The organism is Kitasatospora sp. NPDC114501 (assembly GCF_055633695.1).
In genome coordinates this window covers 255333-276202 of record NZ_JBVKDS010000012.1, presented here as the reverse complement: position 1 = coordinate 276202, position 20870 = coordinate 255333, and the positions used below count along the sequence as shown (strand labels likewise).

17 protein-coding genes, 1 tRNA gene and 1 riboswitch are annotated in these 20870 nt (G+C 73.0%); of the genes, 15 read left to right on the top strand and 3 right to left on the bottom strand.

The window, feature by feature from the left end:
- Positions 1 to 323 precede the first annotated feature (323 nt).
- The 4 genes from ACZ7RU_RS23635 (at position 324) to ACZ7RU_RS23620 (ending at position 4795) form a co-directional block, all read left to right on the top strand.
- Positions 324 to 408 (top strand) — tRNA-Leu (locus ACZ7RU_RS23635).
- Between the two features lie 331 nt (positions 409 to 739).
- On the top strand, positions 740 to 2386 hold the full coding sequence (locus tag ACZ7RU_RS23630; RefSeq protein ID WP_470342919.1) for an APC family permease: 1647 nt from the start codon (positions 740 to 742) through the stop codon (positions 2384 to 2386).
- Between the two features lie 403 nt (positions 2387 to 2789).
- Positions 2790 to 3254 carry a DUF6624 domain-containing protein gene (locus ACZ7RU_RS23625; RefSeq protein ID WP_470342977.1) on the top strand — a complete coding sequence of 155 codons (465 nt, stop codon included), beginning with the start codon at positions 2790 to 2792 and terminating at the stop codon, positions 3252 to 3254.
- Positions 3255 to 3367: 113 nt separating this feature from the next.
- Positions 3368 to 4795, top strand: a complete 1428-nt coding sequence (locus tag ACZ7RU_RS23620; RefSeq protein ID WP_470342918.1) for an aldehyde dehydrogenase family protein — start codon at positions 3368 to 3370, stop codon at positions 4793 to 4795.
- Between the two features lie 159 nt (positions 4796 to 4954).
- Here ACZ7RU_RS23620 and ACZ7RU_RS23615 read toward each other — a convergent pair whose 3' ends face one another.
- The gene (locus ACZ7RU_RS23615; RefSeq protein WP_470342917.1) at positions 4955 to 6412 is read right to left on the bottom strand and encodes a glycine hydroxymethyltransferase; all 1458 of its coding nucleotides are present in this window, start codon (positions 6410 to 6412) and stop codon (positions 4955 to 4957) included.
- Positions 6413 to 6431: 19 nt separating this feature from the next.
- Positions 6432 to 6530: riboswitch (ZMP/ZTP riboswitch) on the bottom strand.
- A gap of 302 nt (positions 6531 to 6832) precedes the next feature.
- Between ACZ7RU_RS23615 and ACZ7RU_RS23610 the strand changes: the two genes are divergently transcribed.
- The 5 genes from ACZ7RU_RS23610 (at position 6833) to ACZ7RU_RS23590 (ending at position 13266) form a co-directional block, all read left to right on the top strand.
- Entirely contained in the window at positions 6833 to 7813 is a 981-nt protein-coding gene (locus ACZ7RU_RS23610; protein ID WP_470342916.1) for an ABC transporter permease, read from the top strand.
- A gap of 109 nt (positions 7814 to 7922) precedes the next feature.
- Positions 7923 to 9683, top strand: coding sequence for an ABC transporter substrate-binding protein (locus ACZ7RU_RS23605; RefSeq protein WP_470342915.1), 1761 nt, complete (start codon positions 7923 to 7925; stop codon positions 9681 to 9683).
- A gap of 115 nt (positions 9684 to 9798) precedes the next feature.
- Positions 9799 to 10791: an ABC transporter permease gene (locus tag ACZ7RU_RS23600; RefSeq protein ID WP_470342914.1), complete on the top strand. Its 993-nt coding sequence runs from the start codon at positions 9799 to 9801 to the stop codon at positions 10789 to 10791.
- Positions 10792 to 10871: 80 nt separating this feature from the next.
- The gene (locus ACZ7RU_RS23595) at positions 10872 to 12536 is read left to right on the top strand and encodes a dipeptide ABC transporter ATP-binding protein (RefSeq protein ID WP_470342913.1); all 1665 of its coding nucleotides are present in this window, start codon (positions 10872 to 10874) and stop codon (positions 12534 to 12536) included.
- Positions 12537 to 12702: 166 nt separating this feature from the next.
- Positions 12703 to 13266 carry an EF-hand domain-containing protein gene (locus ACZ7RU_RS23590; RefSeq protein ID WP_470342912.1) on the top strand — a complete coding sequence of 188 codons (564 nt, stop codon included), beginning with the start codon at positions 12703 to 12705 and terminating at the stop codon, positions 13264 to 13266.
- A 68-nt stretch (positions 13267 to 13334) separates the two neighbouring features.
- On the opposite strand, the gene ACZ7RU_RS23585 is transcribed toward ACZ7RU_RS23590, so the two are convergent.
- A complete protein-coding gene (locus ACZ7RU_RS23585; RefSeq protein WP_470342911.1) occupies positions 13335 to 14486 on the bottom strand; it encodes an EamA family transporter in 1152 nt (383 codons plus the stop codon).
- A gap of 132 nt (positions 14487 to 14618) precedes the next feature.
- On the opposite strand from ACZ7RU_RS23585, the gene ACZ7RU_RS23580 reads away from it, so the two are divergent.
- The 6 genes from ACZ7RU_RS23580 to ACZ7RU_RS23555 all read left to right on the top strand — a co-directional run bounded on the left by ACZ7RU_RS23580 (position 14619) and on the right by ACZ7RU_RS23555 (position 19215).
- Entirely contained in the window at positions 14619 to 15053 is a 435-nt protein-coding gene (locus ACZ7RU_RS23580) for a gamma-glutamylcyclotransferase family protein (protein ID WP_470342910.1), read from the top strand.
- A gap of 43 nt (positions 15054 to 15096) precedes the next feature.
- Entirely contained in the window at positions 15097 to 16452 is a 1356-nt protein-coding gene (gene cbiE, locus ACZ7RU_RS23575; protein ID WP_470342909.1) for a precorrin-6y C5,15-methyltransferase (decarboxylating) subunit CbiE, read from the top strand.
- Positions 16449 to 17210 carry a precorrin-4 C(11)-methyltransferase gene (gene cobM, locus ACZ7RU_RS23570; protein ID WP_387756682.1) on the top strand — a complete coding sequence of 254 codons (762 nt, stop codon included), beginning with the start codon at positions 16449 to 16451 and terminating at the stop codon, positions 17208 to 17210. The genes cbiE and cobM overlap by 4 nt, the downstream gene beginning before the upstream one ends.
- Positions 17210 to 17947 carry a cobalt-precorrin-6A reductase gene (locus ACZ7RU_RS23565; RefSeq protein ID WP_470342976.1) on the top strand — a complete coding sequence of 246 codons (738 nt, stop codon included), beginning with the start codon at positions 17210 to 17212 and terminating at the stop codon, positions 17945 to 17947. The genes cobM and ACZ7RU_RS23565 overlap by 1 nt, the downstream gene beginning before the upstream one ends.
- A gap of 154 nt (positions 17948 to 18101) precedes the next feature.
- Positions 18102 to 18608 (top strand): DinB family protein, encoded by a 507-nt coding sequence (locus ACZ7RU_RS23560; RefSeq protein ID WP_470342908.1) that lies wholly within the window; start codon positions 18102 to 18104, stop codon positions 18606 to 18608.
- A 100-nt stretch (positions 18609 to 18708) separates the two neighbouring features.
- A complete protein-coding gene (locus ACZ7RU_RS23555; RefSeq protein WP_470342907.1) occupies positions 18709 to 19215 on the top strand; it encodes a protein-tyrosine phosphatase family protein in 507 nt (168 codons plus the stop codon).
- Positions 19216 to 19240: 25 nt separating this feature from the next.
- Here the strand turns inward: ACZ7RU_RS23555 and ACZ7RU_RS23550 are convergent, their stop codons facing one another.
- Entirely contained in the window at positions 19241 to 20770 is a 1530-nt protein-coding gene (locus tag ACZ7RU_RS23550; protein WP_470342906.1) for a UDP-N-acetylglucosamine 1-carboxyvinyltransferase, read from the bottom strand.
- Positions 20771 to 20870 lie beyond the last annotated feature (100 nt).

Genomic DNA, 20870 nt, shown 5'->3' with positions numbered 1-20870 from the left:
CGGGAGGCACGGAAGTCGACCGGTTCCTTCGCGGACGCCACCGGTTCGGTCCGGATTCGAGCGCGTTCACAGGCCGTACCAACCTGTGCGGACGAGGTGCGGAAGGGGTGCGGGCGAGGGAAGCCGGCGCGGGCGCGGGCGCCGTACGGGCCCGCCGCCACGGCCCCCGGGGGTCACCGGGGGCCACGGGGGCGCGGACCGCCCCGACCAGGATGTCCGGTGGCGCGGCCCCGAGGAAGCGCAGGTGAGAAGCACTCCAGAACCCTGGTAATGTTCTCTCTGTCGCCGAGGGGGCGAGGAAAAACCCCCGAAGCACACACCCCGTCCGGGTGGCGGAATGGCAGACGCGCTAGCTTGAGGTGCTAGTGCCCTTTATCGGGCGTGGGGGTTCAAGTCCCCCCTCGGACACAGCCGAATTCCCCGTGGGAGCCGAAAGGCTCCCACGGGGAATTTCGTTTTTCGGGCCGCCCTTTCCCCGGGCCGACTCCGGTCGCCGTCCCGGTCGCCGCCGCCTTCCCGGCCACCGCCCGTGCCAGACGCTGTGGCGCCGGTCTCCTCGCCGGTCCGTACCGGCCCGGAAGCCGGACACGAGATGGCAACAATCGGACGGTTTGAGCTTCCTCTGAGGTATTCGCCCCTTTTCGGAACATAGGCTGCTTTCCGTTTGCCCGAAATAGCGGCTCAAAATCACAAAAACGCCTACACCATCCGATGAACCACGAGCGAGAGGACCGATACGTTGAGTGAGCCCGACTCGTCGACGCCATCACACCAGAACTACCGCCGATCGCTCGGCACGATCAGCCTGACCGCGGTCGGGCTGGGGTCGATCATCGGCTCCGGGTGGCTGTTCGGTGCCGAGCGCGCCGCCAAGCTCGCCGGCCCCGCCTCGATCCTCGCCTGGGTGATCGGTGCCGCGGTGGCGCTGACCATCGCGCTCACCTACAGCGAGCTGGGCTCGATGTTCCCCAAGGCCGGCGGCATGGTCCGGTACGGCCAGTACTCGCACGGCTCGCTGGCCGGCTACCTGGCCGCCTGGGCGAACTGGATCGCCATCGTCTCGGTCATCCCGGGTGAGGCCACCGCCTCCGTGCAGTACATGAGCTCCTGGCACTTCGGCTGGGCGCAGGGGTTGTACGACGGCAAGGAGCTGACCCTCAGCGGCGTGGCGCTCGCCAGCGTGCTGCTGGTCGTCTACTTCGTCCTCAACTGGTTCGCGATCACGCTGTTCGCCAAGACCAACACCGCGATCACCGTCTTCAAGGTCATCGTCCCGACGGTGACCGCCGGTGCGCTGCTCTTCGCGCACTTCGACTCGGCGCACTTCACCGACCACGGCGGCTTCGCGCCGAACGGCTGGAGCGCGGTGTTCACCGCCGTCGCGGTCTCCGGCATCGTCTGGGCCTTCAACGGCTTCCAGTCCCCGCTCAACCTGGCCGGCGAGGCCCGCAACCCCGGCAAGTCGCTGCCGAAGGCCGTCATCGGCTCGATCCTGATCGCCCTGGTGATCTACGTCGCGCTGCAGATCGCCTTCCTCGGCGCCATCCCGAGCGGCGACCTGGCGAACGGCTGGAGCAACCTCTCCTACACCTCGCCGCTGGCCGACCTGGCCATCGCCTGGGGCCTCAACTGGCTGGCGATCCTGCTCTACGCGGACGCGTTCATCTCGCCGTCCGGTACCGGCATGATCTACGCCGCCACCACCTCGCGCATGATCCACGGCGTGCAGGAGAACGGCCACCTGCCGAAGGTCTTCGGCAAGGTCGACGCCAAGACCGGCATCCCGCGCCCGGCGCTGCTGCTCAACCTGGTGGTCGCCTTCCTCTTCCTCGCGGTCTTCCGCGGCTGGGGCTCGCTGGCCGAGATCGTCTCGGTGGCCACCGTGATCTCGTACATCACCGGCCCGGTCGCCGTGATGGCGCTGCGCCGCCTGGCCCCCGACCTGCCCCGGCCGGTCCGCCTGCGCGCCATGCCGGTGATCGCCCCGGTCGCGATGGTCTTCGGCTCCCTGGTGCTCTACTGGGCCCGCTGGCCGCTCACCGGCAAGGTCATCCTGCTGATGGCCGCCGGTCTGCCGATCTGGGCCTGGTACGAGCTGCGCAAGCCGTTCGCCGAGCTGAAGCCGCACCTCAAGGCCGGCGCCTGGATGGTCGCGTACCTGTTCGTGATGGCCGGCGTCTCCTGGGCGGGCAGCGCCGACTTCGGCGGGAACGGCTACCTGCCGGAGGGCTGGGACCTGCTGATCGTCGCCGCGATCGGGCTGGCGTTCTACCGCTGGGGCGTCGCCAGCGCATGGGCCAACCCCTCGCTGGCCGAGGTCCGCAGGGAGATGGCGGAGGCCGAGGGCGCCGAGCCGGTGGACGCCGGGGAGCCCTCGCGGGTCTGAGGTGTGGACGAGCGGGGCCTCATGAGCCCGTGAATCCCGTGGATCCCATGGACCCATGAGCTCACGGGCTCACGAGCTCACGGTGAAGGGCCGGTCGGAGGAATCCGACCGGCCCTTCGGCGTCCGTGGGGAGCGGGCGCGGTGCGTTCCGTTCCCGGTGTACGTCCATTCTGCCGTGGACGGCACCCCCGGGTCACCGTCTTCGGGGATGATCTTCGTCGCGGTTTCCGCCCCTAGCGTGGTGCCGGGCGGGCCTCGGCAGGAGGGCCCGGACACGGAGGAGCGGATCGGCATGGCGGACGTGCAGGAGCAGGACGGCGGGCCCGGATCGGAACGGGGCGAGGGGCCGGGCGGGAAGCCGGCCGACCGACTGGTGGCAGAACTGGCCGAGGAACTGGTCGCGATGATGGCCGAGGACGGCGCGGCCGCCCGGCTGGCGCACAGCCCGGACCTGGCCGAGCAGGCGGCCTGGCGGCGGCTCACCGCCCGGCACGGGGACCGGCTCGCGGAGATCATGGCGGCGCACGGCTGGCCGACCGGGCGCACCGTCGGACCCGAGGCGGCCCGGGCGGCATGGCTGGTGGCGCAGCACGCGGACCGGCAGCTCGACGTCCAGCGGCGGGCGGCGGAGCTGATGGGCGAGGCGGTCGCCCGGGGTGAGGCGAGCGCCCGCGACCTGGCCTTCCTCCAGGACCGACTGGCCGTCAACGAGGGCCGGGAGCAGCGCTACGGGACCCAGATCGGCGCGGTGGTGGACGGCCGGCCGGTGCCGTGGCCGTGCGAGGAGCCGGAGCGGCTGGACGAGCGGCGCGCGGCGGTGGGCATCGAGCCGTTCGACGAGTACACCGCACGGTTCGCCCCGAAGTAACCGCCACGTCCGCCGATCGGGATTGACTCTTGCGCGCGGCCGCCCGTGCCGCGTTGACTGACCCTCGACTAGCGCTGCTAGTTAAACGGTCGAGTGGATGAGGGGACGATCGGGTGCGGCAGTACGCGGAACACGGCGACCAGTACATCGACGGCGAGTGGCGGCCCTCCGGGGACACCGGGTCGATCACCGTGCTGAACCCGGCGACCGAGCAGGTGCTGGCCACCGTGCCGGCCGGCGGCGTGACCGACGTCGACGCGGCGGCGACGGCGGCCCGCCGGGCGGCCCGCGGCTGGGGGGCGACCACCCGCGAGGAGCGGCTGGCGCTGCTGACCCGGCTGCGGGACGGGATCGCCGCCGCGCAGAACGAGATCACCGAGACGGTCGTCGCCGAGCTGGGCTCGCCGGTCGGCTTCGCCGGGGCCGTGCACGCCGGGCTGCCGCTCGCCGTGGCGACCTCCTACCTGAGCCTGCTCGCCGAGCACCCCTTCGAGGAGCGGATCGGCAACTCGGTGGTGCACGCCGAGCCGGTCGGGGTGGTCGCGGCGATCACGCCGTGGAACTACCCGCTGCACCAGATCGTGGCCAAGGCCGTCCCGGCGCTGGCCGCCGGCTGCCCCGTGGTCCTCAAGCCGGCCGAGGACACTCCGCTGGTGGCCCGGCTGTTCGCCCGGCTGGTGCACGAGGCCGGGTTCCCGGCGGGCGCGTTCAACCTGGTCACCGGTACCGGCGCGGTGGCGGGCGCGGCGCTCGTCGGGCACCGGGAGGTGGACCTGGTCTCCTTCACCGGCTCCACCGCCGTCGGCCGGCAGGTCGCCGAGACGGCCGGCCGGGGGCTGAAGCGGGTCTCCCTGGAGCTGGGCGGCAAGTCGGCCAACGTGGTGCTGCCGGGCGCCGACCTGGCCCGCGCGGTCAAGGCGAACGTGGCCAACGTGTTCGCCAACTCGGGCCAGACCTGCAGCGCGCTGACCCGGCTGCTGGTGCACGAGGACCAGTACGACGAGGCGGTCGCCCGGGCCGAGGAGGTCGCCGCCCAGTACCGGCCGGGCGATCCGACCGACCCGCAGACCCGGATCGGCCCCGTGGTCAACGCCCGGCAGCTGGACCGGGTGCGCGGCTACATCGACGGCGCGCTGGCCGAGGGCGCCCGGCTGGTGGTCGGCGGCTCGGAGCCGATCGCCGAACTGCCCACCGGGTACTACGTCCGCCCGACCGTGCTCGCCGACGTCACCCCGGAGATGACGGTGGCCCAGGAGGAGGTCTTCGGCCCGGTCCTGGCGATCCTCCGCTACCGCGACGAGGACCACGCCGCCGAACTCGCCAACGGCACTCCGTACGGCCTGTCCGGCGGCGTATGGGCCCGCGACACCGACACCGCCGCCGCCTTCGCCCGCCGCCTCGACACCGGCCAGGTCGACCTCAACGGCGGCCGCTTCAACCCGCTCGCACCCTTCGGCGGCTACAAGAGCTCGGGCCTCGGCCGGGAGTTGGGACGCCACGGGCTGGAGGAGTTCCTCCAGTACAAGTCCCTGCAGTACTAGAGCGACGGACGGGGACGGCTGACGACTGACGGCTGACAGGTTTCAGCGAACAGATAACAGATTTCAAACTCTGTTATCTGTTCGCTGAATTCTGTTCGCTGTCGGCTGTTCGCTGTCCGGCGCCCGCGGCGCCACACCCCGCCAGTGGCCGGCCGGCCGTCAGGCCAGGTCGACGCCCGGGTAGAGGGGGTACGGGGTGAGCAGGTCGGCGGCGCGCTTGGCGGTGGCGTCGCGGAGGGCGGCGTCCAGGGTGTAGGCGGCCTTGGACGGGGCGCCCTTGGCGGTGGTGGTGGGGTTGGTGGCGCCCAGGACGGTGTGGATCAGGTCGGCGATCTCGTCCATCTCGGCGGTGCCGAGGCCACGGGTGGTGAGGGCCGGGGTGCCGAGGCGGATGCCGGAGGTGTACCAGGCGCCGTTCGGGTCCTGCGGGACGGAGTTGCGGTTGGTGACGATGCCCGAGTCGAGCAGGGCCGCCTCGGCCTGGCGGCCGGTCAGGCCGTAGCCGGAGACGTCGGCGAGGACCAGGTGGTTGTCGGTGCCGCCGGTGACCAGCTTGCCGCCGCGGCGCAGCAGGCCCTCGGCGAGCGCCTGGGCGTTGGCGACGACGGCGCGGGCGTAGGCCTGGAACTCGGGACGGCGGGCCTCGGCGAGGGCGACCGCCTTGGCGGCCATGACGTGCGAGAGCGGGCCGCCGAGCACCAGCGGGCAGCCGCGGTCGACGTGCTCGGCCAGTTCGGACTGGCACAGCACCATGCCGCCGCGCGGGCCGCGCAGGGACTTGTGGGTGGTGGTGGTGACGATGTGGGCGTGCGGGACCGGGTCGTGGTCGCCGGTCAGCACCTTGCCCGCGACCAGGCCGGCGAAGTGCGCCATGTCGACCATGAGGGTCGCGCCGACCTCGTCGGCGATCTCGCGCATCCTGCGGAAGTCCACCAGGCGCGGGTAGGCGGAGTAGCCGGCCACGATGATCAGCGGTCGGAACTCGCGGGCGGTCTCGCGCAGCGCGTCGTAGTCGATCAGGCCGGTGGCCGGGTCGGTGCCGTAGCTGCGCTGCTCGAACATCTTGCCCGAGATGTTGGGCCGGAAGCCGTGGGTGAGGTGGCCGCCGGTGTCCAGGGACATGCCGAGCATCCGCTGGTTGCCGAGTTCCTGGCGCAGCCGCGCCCAGTCCTCCTCGGTGAGGTCGTTGACGTTGCGCACCGCGGCGCGCTCCAGCGCCGGGCTCTCGACCCGCTGGGAGAGGACGGCCCAGAACGCGGTCAGGTTGGCGTCGATGCCGGAGTGCGGCTGGACGTAGGCGTGGTCGGCGCCGAACAGTTCGCGGGCGTGCTCGGCGGCGATGCTCTCGACGGTGTCGACGTTGCGGCAGCCCGCGTAGAAGCGGCGGCCGACGGTGCCCTCGGCGTACTTGTCGCTGAGCCAGTTGCCCATGGTGAGCAGGACGGCCGGGGAGGCGTAGTTCTCGCTGGCGATCAGCTTGAGCGAAGCGCGCTGGTCCGCCAGCTCCTGGCCGATGGCGGCGGCGATCCGCGGCTCGACGCCGGCGACCACGTCGAGGGCGCTGCGGAAGGCGGTGTCGGCCGCGAGGGAGGCGGCGGTGTGGGGCTGCTGGGCCATGGCGGTCTCCTGGTGGGGATGCGGGGGCCCAGGCGCTCGGCGGACGTGCACGTGAGGATTCACGGGGCCGCTTCCCGATGGTTGATTCCATCCCTACGCGCCAGTCGCGGCCCGCCGGAATCGTACCAACACCGGAGGGACTGTGGCGGAGGTCTCAGAATGCGGAACGGCCCGCCCGCCATGTCCGCTTATGTCCGCTCTTCTGCAACGCGGGTGTTTCAGCGAAATGAAGCCGCCACATTTCCCGAAACAGTTCGGCAGGAATTACCCGAACGGCTGCCGGAGGTGATTTGCGGAACCTCGGACGCATCCGATCCAATGACGCTCGAACGGCCGCCGGGAAACCCCCGGAGGCCGCACCGGAAATGCACACCAGCGCACCCTCACCATGGGCGGCGGAGAATTCGGGGGTTACGCCTCATGGCAGTGCTCGACACCGTCCCGGGCAGCGCGGCCGGGCCCGCGCCCGCCGCGAACCCCGGACTGCTGCGGCGGATCCTGCGCGACCGGGTCGGCGCCGCCGCCCTGGCGGTGGTGGTGCTGTTCCTGCTGCTCGCCCTCGGCGCCCCGCTGATCGCCGCGCTGTACGGGAGGAACCCGGTCGACCACTACGGCCAGAACATCCCCGGCCTGCTCAGCGACGGCGGACTGCCGATGCTGCCGAACGGCGGGATCTCCGGGGACTTCTGGTTCGGCCTGGAGCCCGGCCTCGGCCGGGACGTGTTCACCCAGCTGCTGTACGGCATCCGCACCTCGCTGCTGATCGCCTTCGCGGCCGCCGCGGTGACCACCACCCTGGGCGTGCTGGCCGGCGTCGCGGTCGGCTATCTGGGCGGGATCACGGACCGGTTGTTCGGATTCCTCGCGAACGTGCTGCTGGCCTTTCCCACCCTGCTCCTGCTGCTCGCGCTCAGTCCGGTGATCCAGTCCCGGCTGGTCGACCCGGGCACCGCGGAACCGGAGTGGATGCAGTTCCTGGTGCTGGTCGTGGTTTTCTCGGCATTCGGCTGGATTCCGCTCGCGCTTTCCCTGCGGGCCACCGTCCGCTCGCTCCGGGAAAGGGATTTCGTGCAGTCCGCACGGGCCCAGGGCGCGAGCCGGTTCCATGTCGTCGTCCACGAACTCCTGCCGAATGTCCGCTCGCAGCTGCTGGTGCACGCCACCATGGCGGTGCCGACCTTCGTCGCCTCCGAGGCCGCGCTGTCCTTCCTCGGCGTCGGCATCACCGAGCCGGTCCCGGACTGGGGTCGGATGATCGCGCGCGGCTCCGAGGTCTTCCAGGCCGACCCCACCTACATGGTGTTTCCCGGCGTGGCGCTGCTGCTGTTCGTCATCGCCTTCAACCTGCTCGGCGACGCCGTCCGGGACGCGCTGGACCCGCGTGCCGGCACTGCCCGCTGAAACCTTTCACCTTCTCCGCTCCACCACCCGGGCTCGTGCACCAACCCGAGCCCGTCCACCAACCCGAGCCCGCCCCGGCACGACCCGCCGGGACAAGGAGAGATTCGCCATGCGCTGGACCAGACCGTCCCTCGCCGTCGTCGCCACCGCCCTGCTCGCGACCTCCTGCTCGGCCGGCGCGGGCGGCACCACCGGCTCCGGCGGCGCCGCCGGGGCCTCCGCCAAGGAGACCTCCCCGCTGACCGCCGTGCTCGGCAGCGAGCAGGAGAGCGCCGGCCCGGCCCCGGCCGTCCCCGGTGCCCGGGCGGGCGGCACCGTGAACGTGTACAACAGCGTCGAGTTCCGCCACCTCGACCCGCAGAAGGTCTACGCCGGCGCCACCTACAACGCCTCGCTGCTCTGGGGCCGCCAGCTGACCCAGTACCAGGTCGTGGACGGCAAGGCCAAGCTGGTCGGCGACCTGGCCACCGACACCGGCACCCCGGCCGACGGCGGACGCACCTGGACGTACCGGCTCAAGCAGGGCGTCGCCTGGGAGGACGGCCGGCCGATCACCGCCCAGGACGTCAAGTACGGCATCGAGCGCACCTTCGGCAAGGGCTACGAGGTCGGCCCGCCGTACTGGCCCCAGTGGCTCACCGGCGAGGCCAGCTACGAGGCGGCGCGCGCCAAGTACGCGGGCCCGCAGGCCGGCGACCTGGACGCGATCGAGACGCCGGACGAGCGCACCGTCGTCTTCCACTTCCCGCAGCCGCAGGCCGACGTCCCGTACATGGCCGCCGAGTCCTCCTCCTCGCCGGTGCGCCGGGACAAGGACACCGGCACGGACTACGACCGCCTGCCGTTCGCGACCGGGCCGTACCGGATCGTCGAGCACGTCCAGAACACCCGGATGGTGCTGGAGCGCAACCCGGCCTGGAAGCCCGAGACCGACCCGATCCGCAGCCAGTACCCGGAGAAGTTCGTCTTCACGTACGGCAAGGAGTCGCTCAACATCAACCAGGAGATCCTCTCCGGCCGGGACGGCGGCGCCAACGCCACCACCGCCGCCGACACCCTCTCCGCCGAGCTGTACCAGACCACCGACACCGACCCGAAGGCCAGGGAGCTGGTCGTCTCCGGCCGGCAGGGCGCCTTCGTCACCCAGCTGGTGATCAACAACGAGCGGGTGCCGGACGTCCAGGTCCGCACGGCGCTGCACCTGGCCTACCCGCGCCAGCAGGCCCGCCAGGTCCAGGGCGGCGCCCGGACCGGCGAGCTGGCCACCACGCTCAGCTCCCCCGCGCTGATCGACTGGCAGAAGTACGACCTCCACCCGGTCAGGCCCGAGGGCGACCCGGAGGCCGCCAAGGCCGCGCTCGCCAAGGCCGGGCAGGCACCCGGAAGCCTGACCTACGCGTACCGGAACACCCCGACCGGGCAGCGCGTGGCGCAGGTGCTGGTCGAGGGCTTCGGCAGGGCCGGGATCACCGTCGTGCCCAAGCCGGTCGACCCCAAGGCCTTCCTGGACGAGGTGCACCGCGCCGACTCCCCGTACGACCTGTTCGAGGAGACCAGCTCGGTCGACTGGCCGACCCCGTCCACCCTCGTCCCGTTCTCCTTCGACGGCCGGGCCGGCAGCGACCTCAACTCCGCGCGCTACCGCAACCCGGAGGTCGACAAGGAGATCGACCGGATCAACCAGATCGGCGAGCCGCGCGCCAAGGCCAGGGAGCTGTACGCGCTGGAGCAGACCGTGATGAAGGACGTTCCGGTGCTGCCGTTCGCCTACCCGACGGTCAACCAGCTGCGCGGCGGCAACGTCGGCGGGGCGTTCATCCACCCGATCTACGGGACCGTCTCGCTGGCCTGGCTGTACCTGAAGTCCTGAGTGCCGGGGCCGCCCCTCGCTCCCCGTCGGGACGACGGGCGGCCCCTCCCTCCGCGCTCCTCCGCGCTCCTCCGCGCTCCTCCGCCTCCCCCGTCCCGTCGACCCCGGATCGGCCATGCTCTCCTTCGTCCTGCGGCGGACCACCCAGGCCCTCGCGGTCCTGGTCGCGGTCTCCGCCGCCGCCTTCGCCCTCTTCTTCGCCGCGCCCGCCGACCCGGCCCGCGCCGCCTGCGGCCCGCGCTGCGACAGCGGGCAGGTCGCGGCGGTGCGCCAGAGCATGGGCCTGGACCAGCCGCTGCTCACCCAGTACACCGACTACCTGGTCGGGGTCGTCGCCGGGCGGGACATCGGCGACGTCGACGGCTCGACCATCCACTGCGAGGCCCCCTGCCTCGGCTACTCCTACCGGCTGCACCAGCCGGTCAGCGAGGCGCTGGCCGACCACCTGCCCGTCACCCTCTCGCTGACCGCCGGGGCGCTCGCCGTCCTGCTGGTGTTCGGGCTCGGCGCCGGGTTCGTCTCCGCGCTGCGGCACGGGCGGCGGACCGACCGGCTGCTGTCCGGCTTCACCCTGGTCGGCGCCAGCGTGCAGATCTACTTCCTCGGGTACGTCGCGCAGTGGCTGCTGGTGTACTCCACCGGCGTGCTGCCGCTCCCCTCCTACACCTCGCCGGCCGACGACCCGGCCGCCTGGGCGGGCGGGCTGCTGCTCCCCTGGATCGTTCTCGGCTTCGTCAACTCGGCGGTTTTCGCCCGGCTTTCACGCTCGCAGCTGCTGGAGACGATGAACGAGGAGTACGTCCGCACGGCCCGTGGCAAGGGCCTGGGACGGCTGCGCGCCCACCTCAAATACACCTCGCGCGGCGCCGCCGGGCCGCTGGTGCAGCTGATCGGGCTGGAGGCCGGGGTGCTGCTCGGCGGAGCCGTGATCACCGAGACGGTGTTCGGGCTGAACGGGGTCGGGCGTTTCGCCACGGAGGCCGTCGCCGGGCAGGACCTGCCCGCCGTGGTCGGCGCGGTGCTGCTGGCCGCCTGCTTCATGGTGCTGTTCGTCGCGCTGGCCGACCTCGCGGTCGCCTGGCTCGACCCGCGTGTGCGGCTGAGCTGATGGGGAGTCCTTCGATGAAGTCCACTGTGCCGGGAGCGGGTGTGCGGGCCGCGGTAGCCGATACCGCCGATGCACGAGGCGTGACGGCGAAGGCTGACGAGCCGGTGCTGAGCGTCCGCGACCTGACCGTCACCTTCGCCGACCCGCGCGGCGGGGCGCCGGTGACCGCCGTCCGTGGCCTCTCCTTCGACCTCGGGCCGGGTGAAGTCCTCGGCCTGGTCGGCGAGTCGGGCTCCGGCAAGTCGACCGTCGGGCTCGCCGTCCTCGGCCTGCACGACCCGCGCACCACCACCGTCACCGGCTCGATCCGGCTGGACGGGCAGGAGGTGGTCGGCGCCGAGGAGTCCGCGCTGCGCGGGGTGCGGGGCGGACGGGCGGCGCTGGTCTTCCAGGACGCGCTCACCTCGCTCAGCCCCTTCCACGGCGTGGGCGCCCAGCTCGCCGAGATGTACCGGCTGCACCACCCGGGCGCGGGCCGGGCCGAGGCCGGCCGGCGGGCGGCCGAGATGCTCGACCGGGTCGGCATCCCCGCGGCCCGGACCCGCGACTACCCGCACCAGTTCTCCGGCGGCATGCGCCAGCGCGTGATGATCGCGATGACGCTGATGAACGACCCGCGGCTGCTCGTCGCGGACGAGCCGACCACCGCCCTGGACGCCCGTGTCCAGCGGCAGGTCCTCGACCTGCTCGGCGAGTTGCAGCGCGAGCACGGGACGGCGGTGCTGCTGGTCAGCCACGACCTGGGCGTGGTCGCCGGGACGACGGACCGCACGCTGGTGCTGCGCGGCGGGGTCGGGATCGAGTCCGCGCCGACCGCCGAGCTGCTGTCCGCGCCGCGCGAGCCGTACACCCGGGCGCTGGTGGGCGCGGCGCTCCGGCTGGACTCGGTACCGGGGGCCGCCCTGCCGACGGTCGACGAGCCGGCGCCGTCGCGGACGTTCCGGCCGCGGACGGTCGAGCGTCCCGAGCGGTGGCTGGTCGAGGTGGACGAGCTGTCCGTGCACTTCCCCGGGCGCGGCCGCTTCCCCGGTCTGCGGGCGGAACCGGTCCGGGCGGTCGAGGGCCTCGGCCTGCGGATCGCACCCGGCGAGACGCTGGGGCTGGTCGGCGAGTCCGGCTCCGGCAAGTCCACCACCGCACGGGTCCTGGCCGGGCTGCAACGGCCCACCGGCGGAACGGTGTTGTACGACGGCCAGGACGTCACCCGGCCGGACCGGGAGCTGCGGAAGCGGCTCAGCCGGGAGATCCAGCTGGTCTTCCAGGACCCGTACGCCTCGCTCAACCCGCGCCGGACCATCGCCCGCACCCTGGACACCCCGCTGCGCCTGCACACCACGCTGGGCCCGGCCGAACGGCGGGAGCGCGCCGCCGAACTGCTGGAGCAGGTCGGGCTGGAGGCCGGGCACCTGGACCGCTACCCGCACGAGTTCTCCGGCGGGCAGCGCCAGCGGATCGGCATCGCCCGGGCGCTGGCCCCGCAGCCGCGCCTGATCATCGCCGACGAGCCGGTCTCCGCGCTCGACGTGTCGGTGCAGGCCCAGGTGCTCAACCTGCTGATGGAGCTGCGCGAACGGCTCGGCGTCGCCTTCCTGTTCGTCTCCCACGACCTCGCGGTGGTCCGGCACTTCTGCGACCGGGTGGCGGTGATGCACCGGGGCCGGCTGGTCGAGTCCACCGACCGGGACCAGCCGTTCGAGGCGCCGCACACCGAGTACACGAGGGAGCTGCTGGCGGCGGTGCGTTGAATGGCGCGGCCGGGTGACGCGGCCGGTGGCGCGGCGGGCCCCGCGGGAGTGAAACAGCAGGTCGTTCGCCGTTCGTTCGGCTGCGCCGGTCGGGTTCGAGGCGCTAGCGTGCAGGCGATGTGACGTAGGAGACCCGGGCAAGGAATCACCAACCGAGGGGGAACATTTGTCGGACGACCTGCTCATCGCAAAGATCAACCACGGCTTCGATCACCTCGACGCCGACGGCGACGGCCTGCTCACCGAGCGGGACCACGTCCTGATGGGCCTCTCGGTGGCCCGATCGCTCGGCCACCAGGAGGGCTCCGACGCCGAGGCCCTGATCGTCCGCGCCTACCTGACGACCTGGCACGACCTGCACCTCACCCGGCTGCCCGCCGGCACCCAGGCGATCACCCGTGAGCAGTTCGTCGGCTCGACCGGCTCGCTCGCCGACGACCCGAAGGCCGCACACGAGATCCTCGGCGCGCTCGCCGAAGCCTTCCTCGCCGTCGCCGACGCCGACCGCAGCGGGACGGTGGACGCCGGCGAGTTCTTCGTCTTCCAGCGCGGCCACTTCGCCGGCCTCTCCCGCGACGACGCCGACGAGGCCTTCCGTCACCTGGACACCGACGGCGACGGCGTGCTCTCCGCGGCCGAGTTCACCAGCGCGATCATCGAGTTCTGGACCAGCCGCGACCCGGACGCGCCCGGCAACTGGTGGACGGGCAAGCCGCCGCACAGCTTCTGAGCCGTACGTCCGGCGGCCCGCCCAACGTGCGTTGGGCGGGCCGCGGCGTGCTGCCGGCCGCAGCGCGCTCATCTACGAGCGGACGGCCCCTTCGCCGGGCCGGCCGCGCCCCCGGCGCGGGACGAGCGGCCCGGACGCCGGCTGACACTCACCACCAGGCAGACGCCCGCCACCACGATCGCGCCGCCCGCGAGGGTCGGGCCGGTCAGCGGCTCGGCCAGGATCAGCCAGCCCAGCAGCACCGCGACCACCGGATTCACGTACGCGTAGGTGGCCACCAGGGTCAGCGGGGCGGCGCGCAGCAGCCAGGCGTACGCGGTGAAGGCGAGCAGCGAGCCGAACAGCACCAGGTAGGCGAGGGCCAGCCAGGACCGGCCGGAGATCGCCCCGAGGTCCAGACCGTGCTGCTCGCCGCGGCCCAGCCCGACCAGCAGGTTGCCGAGGCCGCCGGCCAGCATCTGGTAGGCGCTCGCGGCGAGCACGTTGCCGGGCATCGGGATCTTCTTGCTCACGAAGGAGCCGGTCGCCCAGAGCAGGGTGGCGCCGATGATCAGGATCACGCCGCCCGGCTCGATCGACCCGCCGATCGCGGGGGCCGACAGGACGCCGAGGCCGACCAGTCCGAGCAGCACCCCGGCCAGCTCGGCCGGCTTCGGGCGGTCGCCGCCGAACGCCGTCAGCACCACCATCCACAGCGGGACCGCGGCCACCAGCAGGGCGGCCAGGCCTGAGGGGACGGAGGTCTCGCCCAGGACCACCATGCCGTTGCCGCCGGTCAGCAGCAGCAGGCCGACCAGGGCGGAGGAGGCCAGCTGCCGCCGGGTCACCTTCAGACCGGCCGGGCCCTGGCGCACCAGGAGGAAGCCGGCCAGCAGCAGGCCGGCGGTGATGAAGCGGGCGCTCGCGGAGAGGAAGGAGGGCATCGTCTCCACGGCGATCCGGATCGCCAGGTAGGTCGAGCCCCAGACGACGTAGACCACGAGGAGGGCCAGCCAGACCGCGCCGCCGAGGCGGGAGGTGGGGAGGGCGTCGGCGAGCGGGGGCGGGGTGGCGGCCGCCTTGGCCCTGGCCTTGCCCGCGGCTTCCGCTCCGGCTCGGGCCCCGGCTCCGGCTCCGGCTTTGCCTCCGGGTGTGAGGGTGGGGGCGGGAGTCGGGGCGGGAGTGTCAGGGGCTGAGCCGGGGATCTCGGCCGGTTGGGAGGGTGAAGCGGGCGATGTCATGTGTGTCCCCCTTGGACGGTGCTGGCCGAACATCCGACATGACAGCGCATGGACGGCCCGGCGCGCCAGTCGGTATCAGGAATCGGACCGCAGGACGTACGGTGGGCGCTCCCCAGCGAGGAGGTCGAACCCTTGTCCGCACCCGAGGAGGCCCTGCCGTTCTTCGTGTACGGCACGCTGCGCAGCGGCGGCCGCAATCACGCCGTCCACCTGGCCGGGCGCTGCGCCGACGTCCGGCCGGCGGTGCTGGAGGGTGCGGCGCTGCACGAGGGGCCCGGCTTCCCGTACGCGGTGCCGGACCCGGCGCCGGGGCGCCGGGTCCTGGGCGAGCTCGTCACCGTACGCCCGGGCGCGTACGCCGGAGCCCTGGAGGCCCTGGACCGGCTGGAGGACTGCCGAGCGGACGGGACCGGGCTGTACGTGCGGCGGCGGGCGGCGGTGCGGACGGCGGCGGACGAGTTGCGGGAGGCCTGGGTCTACTTCGCCGGGCCGAGGGCCGAGGCGCGGTTGCGGGAGCGGCCGGCGCTGATCGAGTCAGGGAACTGGGCAGGTGAGGCCGCCAGGTAGGCTGCCCCGCTAGTTGGATTTTCCTACCCATTGGTCTGTTCGAATGACGAGGAGCCACCCGGTGCCCGAGCTGCCACCCCCGATCACCGTCGTCGGGATCGGGGCCGACGGCTGGCCCGGCCTCGCCGCCGGCTCCCGGGCCGCGCTGCGGGAGGCCGAGGTCGTCGTCGGCGGCCCCCGCCAGCTGGACCTGCTCCCCGACGAGGAGGTCACCGCCGAGCGGGTCCCCTGGCCGTCCCCGCTGCGCCCGGCCGTCCGCGGACTGCTCGCCGCCCACGCCGGCCGCCGCACCGTCGTCCTGGCCAGCGGCGACCCGATGTTCTACGGCATCGGCCGCACCCTCGCCGAGACCGTCGGTGCCGAGCGCCTGCGCGTCCTGCCGCACCCCTCCTCCGTCTCCTACGCCTGCGCCCGGCTCGGCTGGCCGCTGGAGGCCACCGAGGTGGTCAGCCTGGTCGGCCGGCCACTGGACACCCTCTCGCTCGCCCTCCACCCCGGCCGCCGCCTGCTGGTGCTCAGCGCCGACGCGGCCACCCCCGCCGCCGTCGCCGCGCTGCTCACCGCCCGCGGCTACGGCACCGCCCGCCTGCGGGTGCTCGAACAGCTCGGCGCCCCCGCCGAACGCCACCTGGACGGCCCCGCCGACGGCTGGCCGCACCCGTCCGGCGACCCGCTGAACGTCATCGCCGTCGAACTCGGCGACGGCCCCCGCACCTCCCTCGTCCCCGGCCTGCCCGACACCGCGTACGAGAGCGACGGCCAGCTCACCAAGCGCCACGTCCGCGCCGCGACCCTCGCCACGCTGGCCCCCTCCCCCGGCGAACTGCTCTGGGACGTCGGCGGCGGGTCCGGGTCGATCGCCATCGAGTGGCTGCGCGCCCACCGGGACTGCCGGGCCGTCAGCGTCGAGCGCGACCCGGTGCGGGCCGAGCGGATTACCCGCAACGCGGCCGCCCTCGGCGTGCCCCGGCTCCGCGTGGTGACCGGCCCCGCCCCCGCCGCGCTCGCCGAACTCCCCACTCCCGACGCCGTGTTCATCGGCGGCGGCCTCACCGCGCCCGGCCTGCTGGACGGTTGCTGGGCCGCGCTGCGCCCCGGCGGCCGGATCGTCGCCAACACCGTGACGCTGGAGTCCGAGGCGCTGCTCACCGAGTGGTACCGGCGCCACGGCGGGGAGCTGGTCAAACTCGCCGTCGCCCACGCCGTCCCGGTGGGCGGCTTCACCGGGTGGCGCCAGGCCATGCCCGTCACCCAGTGGTCCGCCGTCAAGCCCGACGGCGGCACGCCCGACGGCGGCGGCACCCGAACTCCCGCCGGCGTCAAGCCCGTCGGCGGCACGCACGTCGGCGGCACGCCCTACGCCGTCCAGTCCGAGACCCCCCAGGAGAACGCCTCGTGACCGTCCACTTCATCGGAGCCGGCCCGGGCGCCGCCGACCTGATCACCCTGCGCGGCCAGCGCATCCTGGCCCGCGCCGAGGTCTGCCTGTACGCGGGCAGCCTGGTCCCGCGCGAGCTGCTGGACGAGTGCCCGCCCGGCGCCCGGCTGATCGACACCGCGCAGCTCAACCTGGACCAGATCACCGCCGAGCTGGTCGCCGCGCACGAGGCCGGTCAGGACGTGGCCCGGCTGCACTCCGGCGACCCGTCCGTCTTCTCCGCCGTCGCCGAGCAGATGCGCCGCCTGGACGCGGCCGGCGTGCCGTACGAGGTGGTGCCCGGCGTACCCGCCTTCGCCGCCGCCGCGGCCGCGCTGAAGCGGGAGTTGACCGTCCCGACCGTCGGCCAGACCGTCATCCTCACCAGGATCGCCAAGCGCGCCACCCCGATGCCCGAGGGCGAGGACCTCGCCACCCTCGGCCGCAGCGGCGCCCTGCTGGTGCTGCACCTGGCCGCCGGGTACGTGGACGACGTGGTCGAGCAGTTGCTCCCGCACTACGGCGCCGACTGCCCGGCCGCCGTGGTCGCGATGGCCAGCCGCCCCGACGAGCTGGTGCTGCGCGGCACCGTCGGCGACATCGCCGAGCAGGTCAAGGCGGCGGGTGTGGTCCGCACCGCCGTCATCCTCGTCGGCCGCACGCTGGCCGCCGAGCAGTTCCGCGACAGCCACCTCTACTCGGCGGACCGCGAGCGCCCGCACGAGCCCTGCGGGGCGTGATGCGGCACGTCCTGATCCTCGGCGGGACCACCGAGGGGCGGGCGCTGGCCGCCGAACTCGTCCCGACCGCCCACCGGGTCACCAGTTCGCTGGCCGGCCGGGTCGCCCGACCCCGGCTGCCCGCCGGGGAGGTGCGGATCGGCGGCTTCGGCGGGCCGGAGGGCTTGGCCGACTGGCTGCGCGCGGAAGGCGTGGACGCGGTGGTGGACGCCACCCACCCGTTCGCCGCCGGCATCTCGCGGAACGCCGCCCTCGCGGCCGCCGCCACCGGGGTCCCCCTGCTGGTGCTGCGCCGCCCCGGCTTCACCCGGGTGGACGGGGACCGCTGGCTCCCCGTCCCCTCGCTCGCCGCGGCCGCCGACCTGCTGCCCCGGCGCGGGGAGCGGGTCCTCCTCACCACCGGCCGGCAGAGCGTCGCCGCCTTCGCCCACCTGGACGGCGTCCACTTCGTCGCCCGCTCGGTGGACCCGCCCGAGCCTCCGCTCCCGCCTTCCTTCGAAGTCCTCCTGGACCGCGGCCCGTTCACGGTCGAGGGCGAGGAGGCACTGCTGCGCAGGTACGGGATCGACATCGTGGTCACCAAGGACAGCGGCGGCGCCGCGACCGCCCCCAAGCTGACCGCCGCCCGCGCACTCCGCCTGCCCGTCATCATCGTGGAGCGCCCGCCGGCCCCGGACGGCGTACCGGTCGTACCCGATGTCCCGGGCGCGCTTCGCTGGCTGGAGCGACTGCGGTAGGCAGGTCTTTCCCCCGACGTCGCGGGGAGGAGCGTACGGCCCGAACCGGGCGCCGACGGACGACCGTTGACACCGTCCGTCCGTCCGGCCTGCGCCCGGCCGGGTACCGGGGAAAGAGCGGGCGGACCTGCCGACGACCGGGCAGGATGGCCCGATGACCGATGACCAGCGAACCCAGACCCCCCGTACCGCCGACGAACGCGCCACCCTGGCGGGCTTCCTGGACTACCAGCGCGACACCCTCGCGATGAAGTGCGCGGGGCTCACCACGGAGCAGCTCCGCGCTCGGGTGCTGGAACCCTCCGGACTCTCCCTGCTCGGGCTGGTCCGCCACCTCGCCGAGGTGGAGCGCGGCTGGTTCCGCAACGTCCTCAACGGCGAGGACGTGCGCGGCTTCTGGGGCCGCCTCCCGGACGGCTCCTTCGCCGAGTTCGACGTCGAGTCCGCCGACCCGGACGAGGCCTTCGCGATCTGGCGCCGCGAGTGCGACCACGCGAGGGAACTCGTGGCCGCCGCGGAGTCGTTGGACGTCCTGGGCCACCACGGCGAGGAGGTCTTCTCGCTCCGCTGGATCCTCACCCACATGATCGAGGAGTACGCCCGCCACAACGGCCACGCCGACCTGCTCCGCGAGCACCTCGACGGCACCACCGGCGAGTAGCGGCGGCGAGTCGCACCGGACGACACCGGACCGGGCGGACCGGACGGACCGGGCCGAGACGAGGCCGGAACGCCATCGGCAGCGAGGGAGCGAGCAGGACGTGCGGACGCGCCGGAAGGAACCCGAGACCCCCGGGCCGTCCGACCCCTGGAACGAGATCGTCCCCGGGCTCTGGATGGGCGGGCACTACTTCACCCCGCCCGGCGGCGAGCTGGAACTCGCGATCGTCGACACCGGGTTCGACCTGGTGGTCAGCCTGTTCACGCTCCCCGGGCACGGCCCGGCACCGGGGGTGGAGCACGTCGTCCGGGAGGTGCCCGACGCCCCGCTCTCCCCCGGTCAGCTGCTCGCCGTCCAGGAGGCGGCCGAACTCACCGTGGCCGCCGTCCGGCAGGGGCGGCGGACGCTGGTGCGCTGCCACTCCGGGTACAACCGCTCGGGTCTGGTGGTGGCCCAGGCGCTGGTCGGGCTCGGGTACGGCAGCGGCGAGGCGGTCCGGCTGGTCCGGGAGCGGCGTTCGCCCTGGGCACTGAACAACCCGGTGTTCGTGGACTACCTGGACACCGGGTTGGACGTCGCCGTGCTGCTGACCGGCCTCAACGGGTGAGGCGGGCCAGCAGCATGACGGTGCATCAGATGTCGCGGAAGGTCTCGATCTGGGCGCCGATCGAGTTGAGGCGCTCGGCCAGGTCCTCGTAACCGCGGTTGATGACGTAGACGTTGCGCAGGACGGAGGTGCCCTGGGCGGCGAGCATGGCGAGCAGGATGACCACGGCGGGGCGCAGGGCCGGCGGGCACATCATCTCGGCGGCGCGCCAGCGGGTGGGACCCTGGACCAGCACGCGGTGCGGGTCGAGGAGCTTGACGTCGGCGCCGAGGCGGGTCAGCTCGGTCAGGTAGATCGCGCGGTTGTCGTACACCCAGTCGTGGATCATCGTGGTCCCGTGCGCGGCCGCGGCGATGGCGGCGAAGAACGGCACGTTGTCGATGTTGATGCCGGGGAACGGCATCGGGTGGATGGTGTCGATCGGCGCGGTCAGCTTGGAGGGGCGCACGGTGAGGTCGACCAGCCGGGTGTGGCCGTTGTGGGCCGGGTACTCGGGGGTGCGGTCGTAGTCGAGGCCCATGCCCTCCAGCACCGCGAGCTCGATCTCCAGGAACTCGATCGGCACCCGGCGGATGGTCAGCTCGGAGGAGGTGACGACGGCGGCGGCCAGCAGGCTCATCGCCTCCACCGGGTCCTCGGCCGGGGTGTAGTCGACGTCGCAGGTGATCTCCGGGACGCCGTGCACGGTGAGGGTGGTGGTGCCGATGCCCTCGATCCTCACGCCCAGCTTCTCCAGGAAGAAGCAGAGGTCCTGGACCATGTAGTTGGGCGAGGCGTTGCGGATGACGCTGACGCCGTCGTGCCGGGCGGCGGCCAGCAGGGCGTTCTCGGTGACGGTGTCCCCGCGCTCGGTCAGCACGATCGGCCGGTCCAGCGGGGTGCCCGGCTCGACCGAGGCGTGGTAGGCGCCGCCGGTGGTGGCGACCTCCAGACCGAAGCGGCGCAGCGCGGTCAGGTGCGGCTGCACGGTGCGGGTGCCGAGGTCGCAGCCACCCGCGTACGGGATGGCGAAGCGCTGGGCGCGGTGCATCAGCGGGCCGAGGAACATCAGCACGCTGCGGGTGCGGCGGGCCGCCTCGACGTCCATCGCCGCGAGGTCCAGCTCGACCGGCGGGGTGAGTTCGAGGTCGCGGCCCTCGTTGATCCAGCGGCTCTTGACGCCGATGCTGGTGAGCACCTCGAGGATGCGGTAGACCTCCTCGATCCGGGCGACGCTGCGGATCGTGGTGCGTCCGGTGGTCAGCAGCGAGGCGCAGAGGATCGCCACGCAGGCGTTCTTGCTGCTGCGGACGTCGATCGCGCCGGAGAGCCGGGTGCCGCCGGCGACGCGCAGGTGCATCGGGCCGGAGTACCCGAGGGAGACGATCTCGCTGTCGAGGGCTTCCCCGATGCGGGCGATCATCTCAAGGCTGACGTTCTGCTTGCCCTGTTCGATGCGGTTGACCGCGCTCTGGCTGGTTCCGAGGGCCTCTCCGAGCTGCGCCTGGGACCAGCCGCGGTGCTGGCGCGCGGTACGGATGAGGGTGCCGATACGGGTGAGATAGTCGCCTGTCACTCGCCAGACGATATCTCATGGTTGAGATGACGACAGAACGGAGGCCCGGCGTGGTGCTCTATTTGTCCGATTCTCACCCCGTATGGACGTCAGTTCTCCA

Excerpts from the sequence above, each read along its gene's own strand:
- ACZ7RU_RS23615 (WP_470342917.1), bottom strand. The coding sequence starts at position 6,412 with ATGGCCCAGCAGCCCCACACCGCCGCCTCCCTCGCGGCCGACACCGCC.
- ACZ7RU_RS23610 (WP_470342916.1), top strand. The coding sequence starts at position 6,833 with ATGGCAGTGCTCGACACCGTCCCGGGCAGCGCGGCCGGGCCCGCGCCC.
- cbiE (WP_470342909.1), top strand. The coding sequence starts at position 15,097 with ATGACGAGGAGCCACCCGGTGCCCGAGCTGCCACCCCCGATCACCGTC.
- ACZ7RU_RS23625 (WP_470342977.1), top strand. The coding sequence starts at position 2,790 with ATGATGGCCGAGGACGGCGCGGCCGCCCGGCTGGCGCACAGCCCGGAC.
- ACZ7RU_RS23560 (WP_470342908.1), top strand. The coding sequence starts at position 18,102 with ATGACCGATGACCAGCGAACCCAGACCCCCCGTACCGCCGACGAACGC.
- ACZ7RU_RS23600 (WP_470342914.1), top strand. The coding sequence starts at position 9,799 with ATGCTCTCCTTCGTCCTGCGGCGGACCACCCAGGCCCTCGCGGTCCTG.
- ACZ7RU_RS23585 (WP_470342911.1), bottom strand. The coding sequence starts at position 14,486 with ATGACATCGCCCGCTTCACCCTCCCAACCGGCCGAGATCCCCGGCTCA.
- ACZ7RU_RS23605 (WP_470342915.1), top strand. The coding sequence starts at position 7,923 with ATGCGCTGGACCAGACCGTCCCTCGCCGTCGTCGCCACCGCCCTGCTC.
- ACZ7RU_RS23565 (WP_470342976.1), top strand. The coding sequence starts at position 17,210 with ATGCGGCACGTCCTGATCCTCGGCGGGACCACCGAGGGGCGGGCGCTG.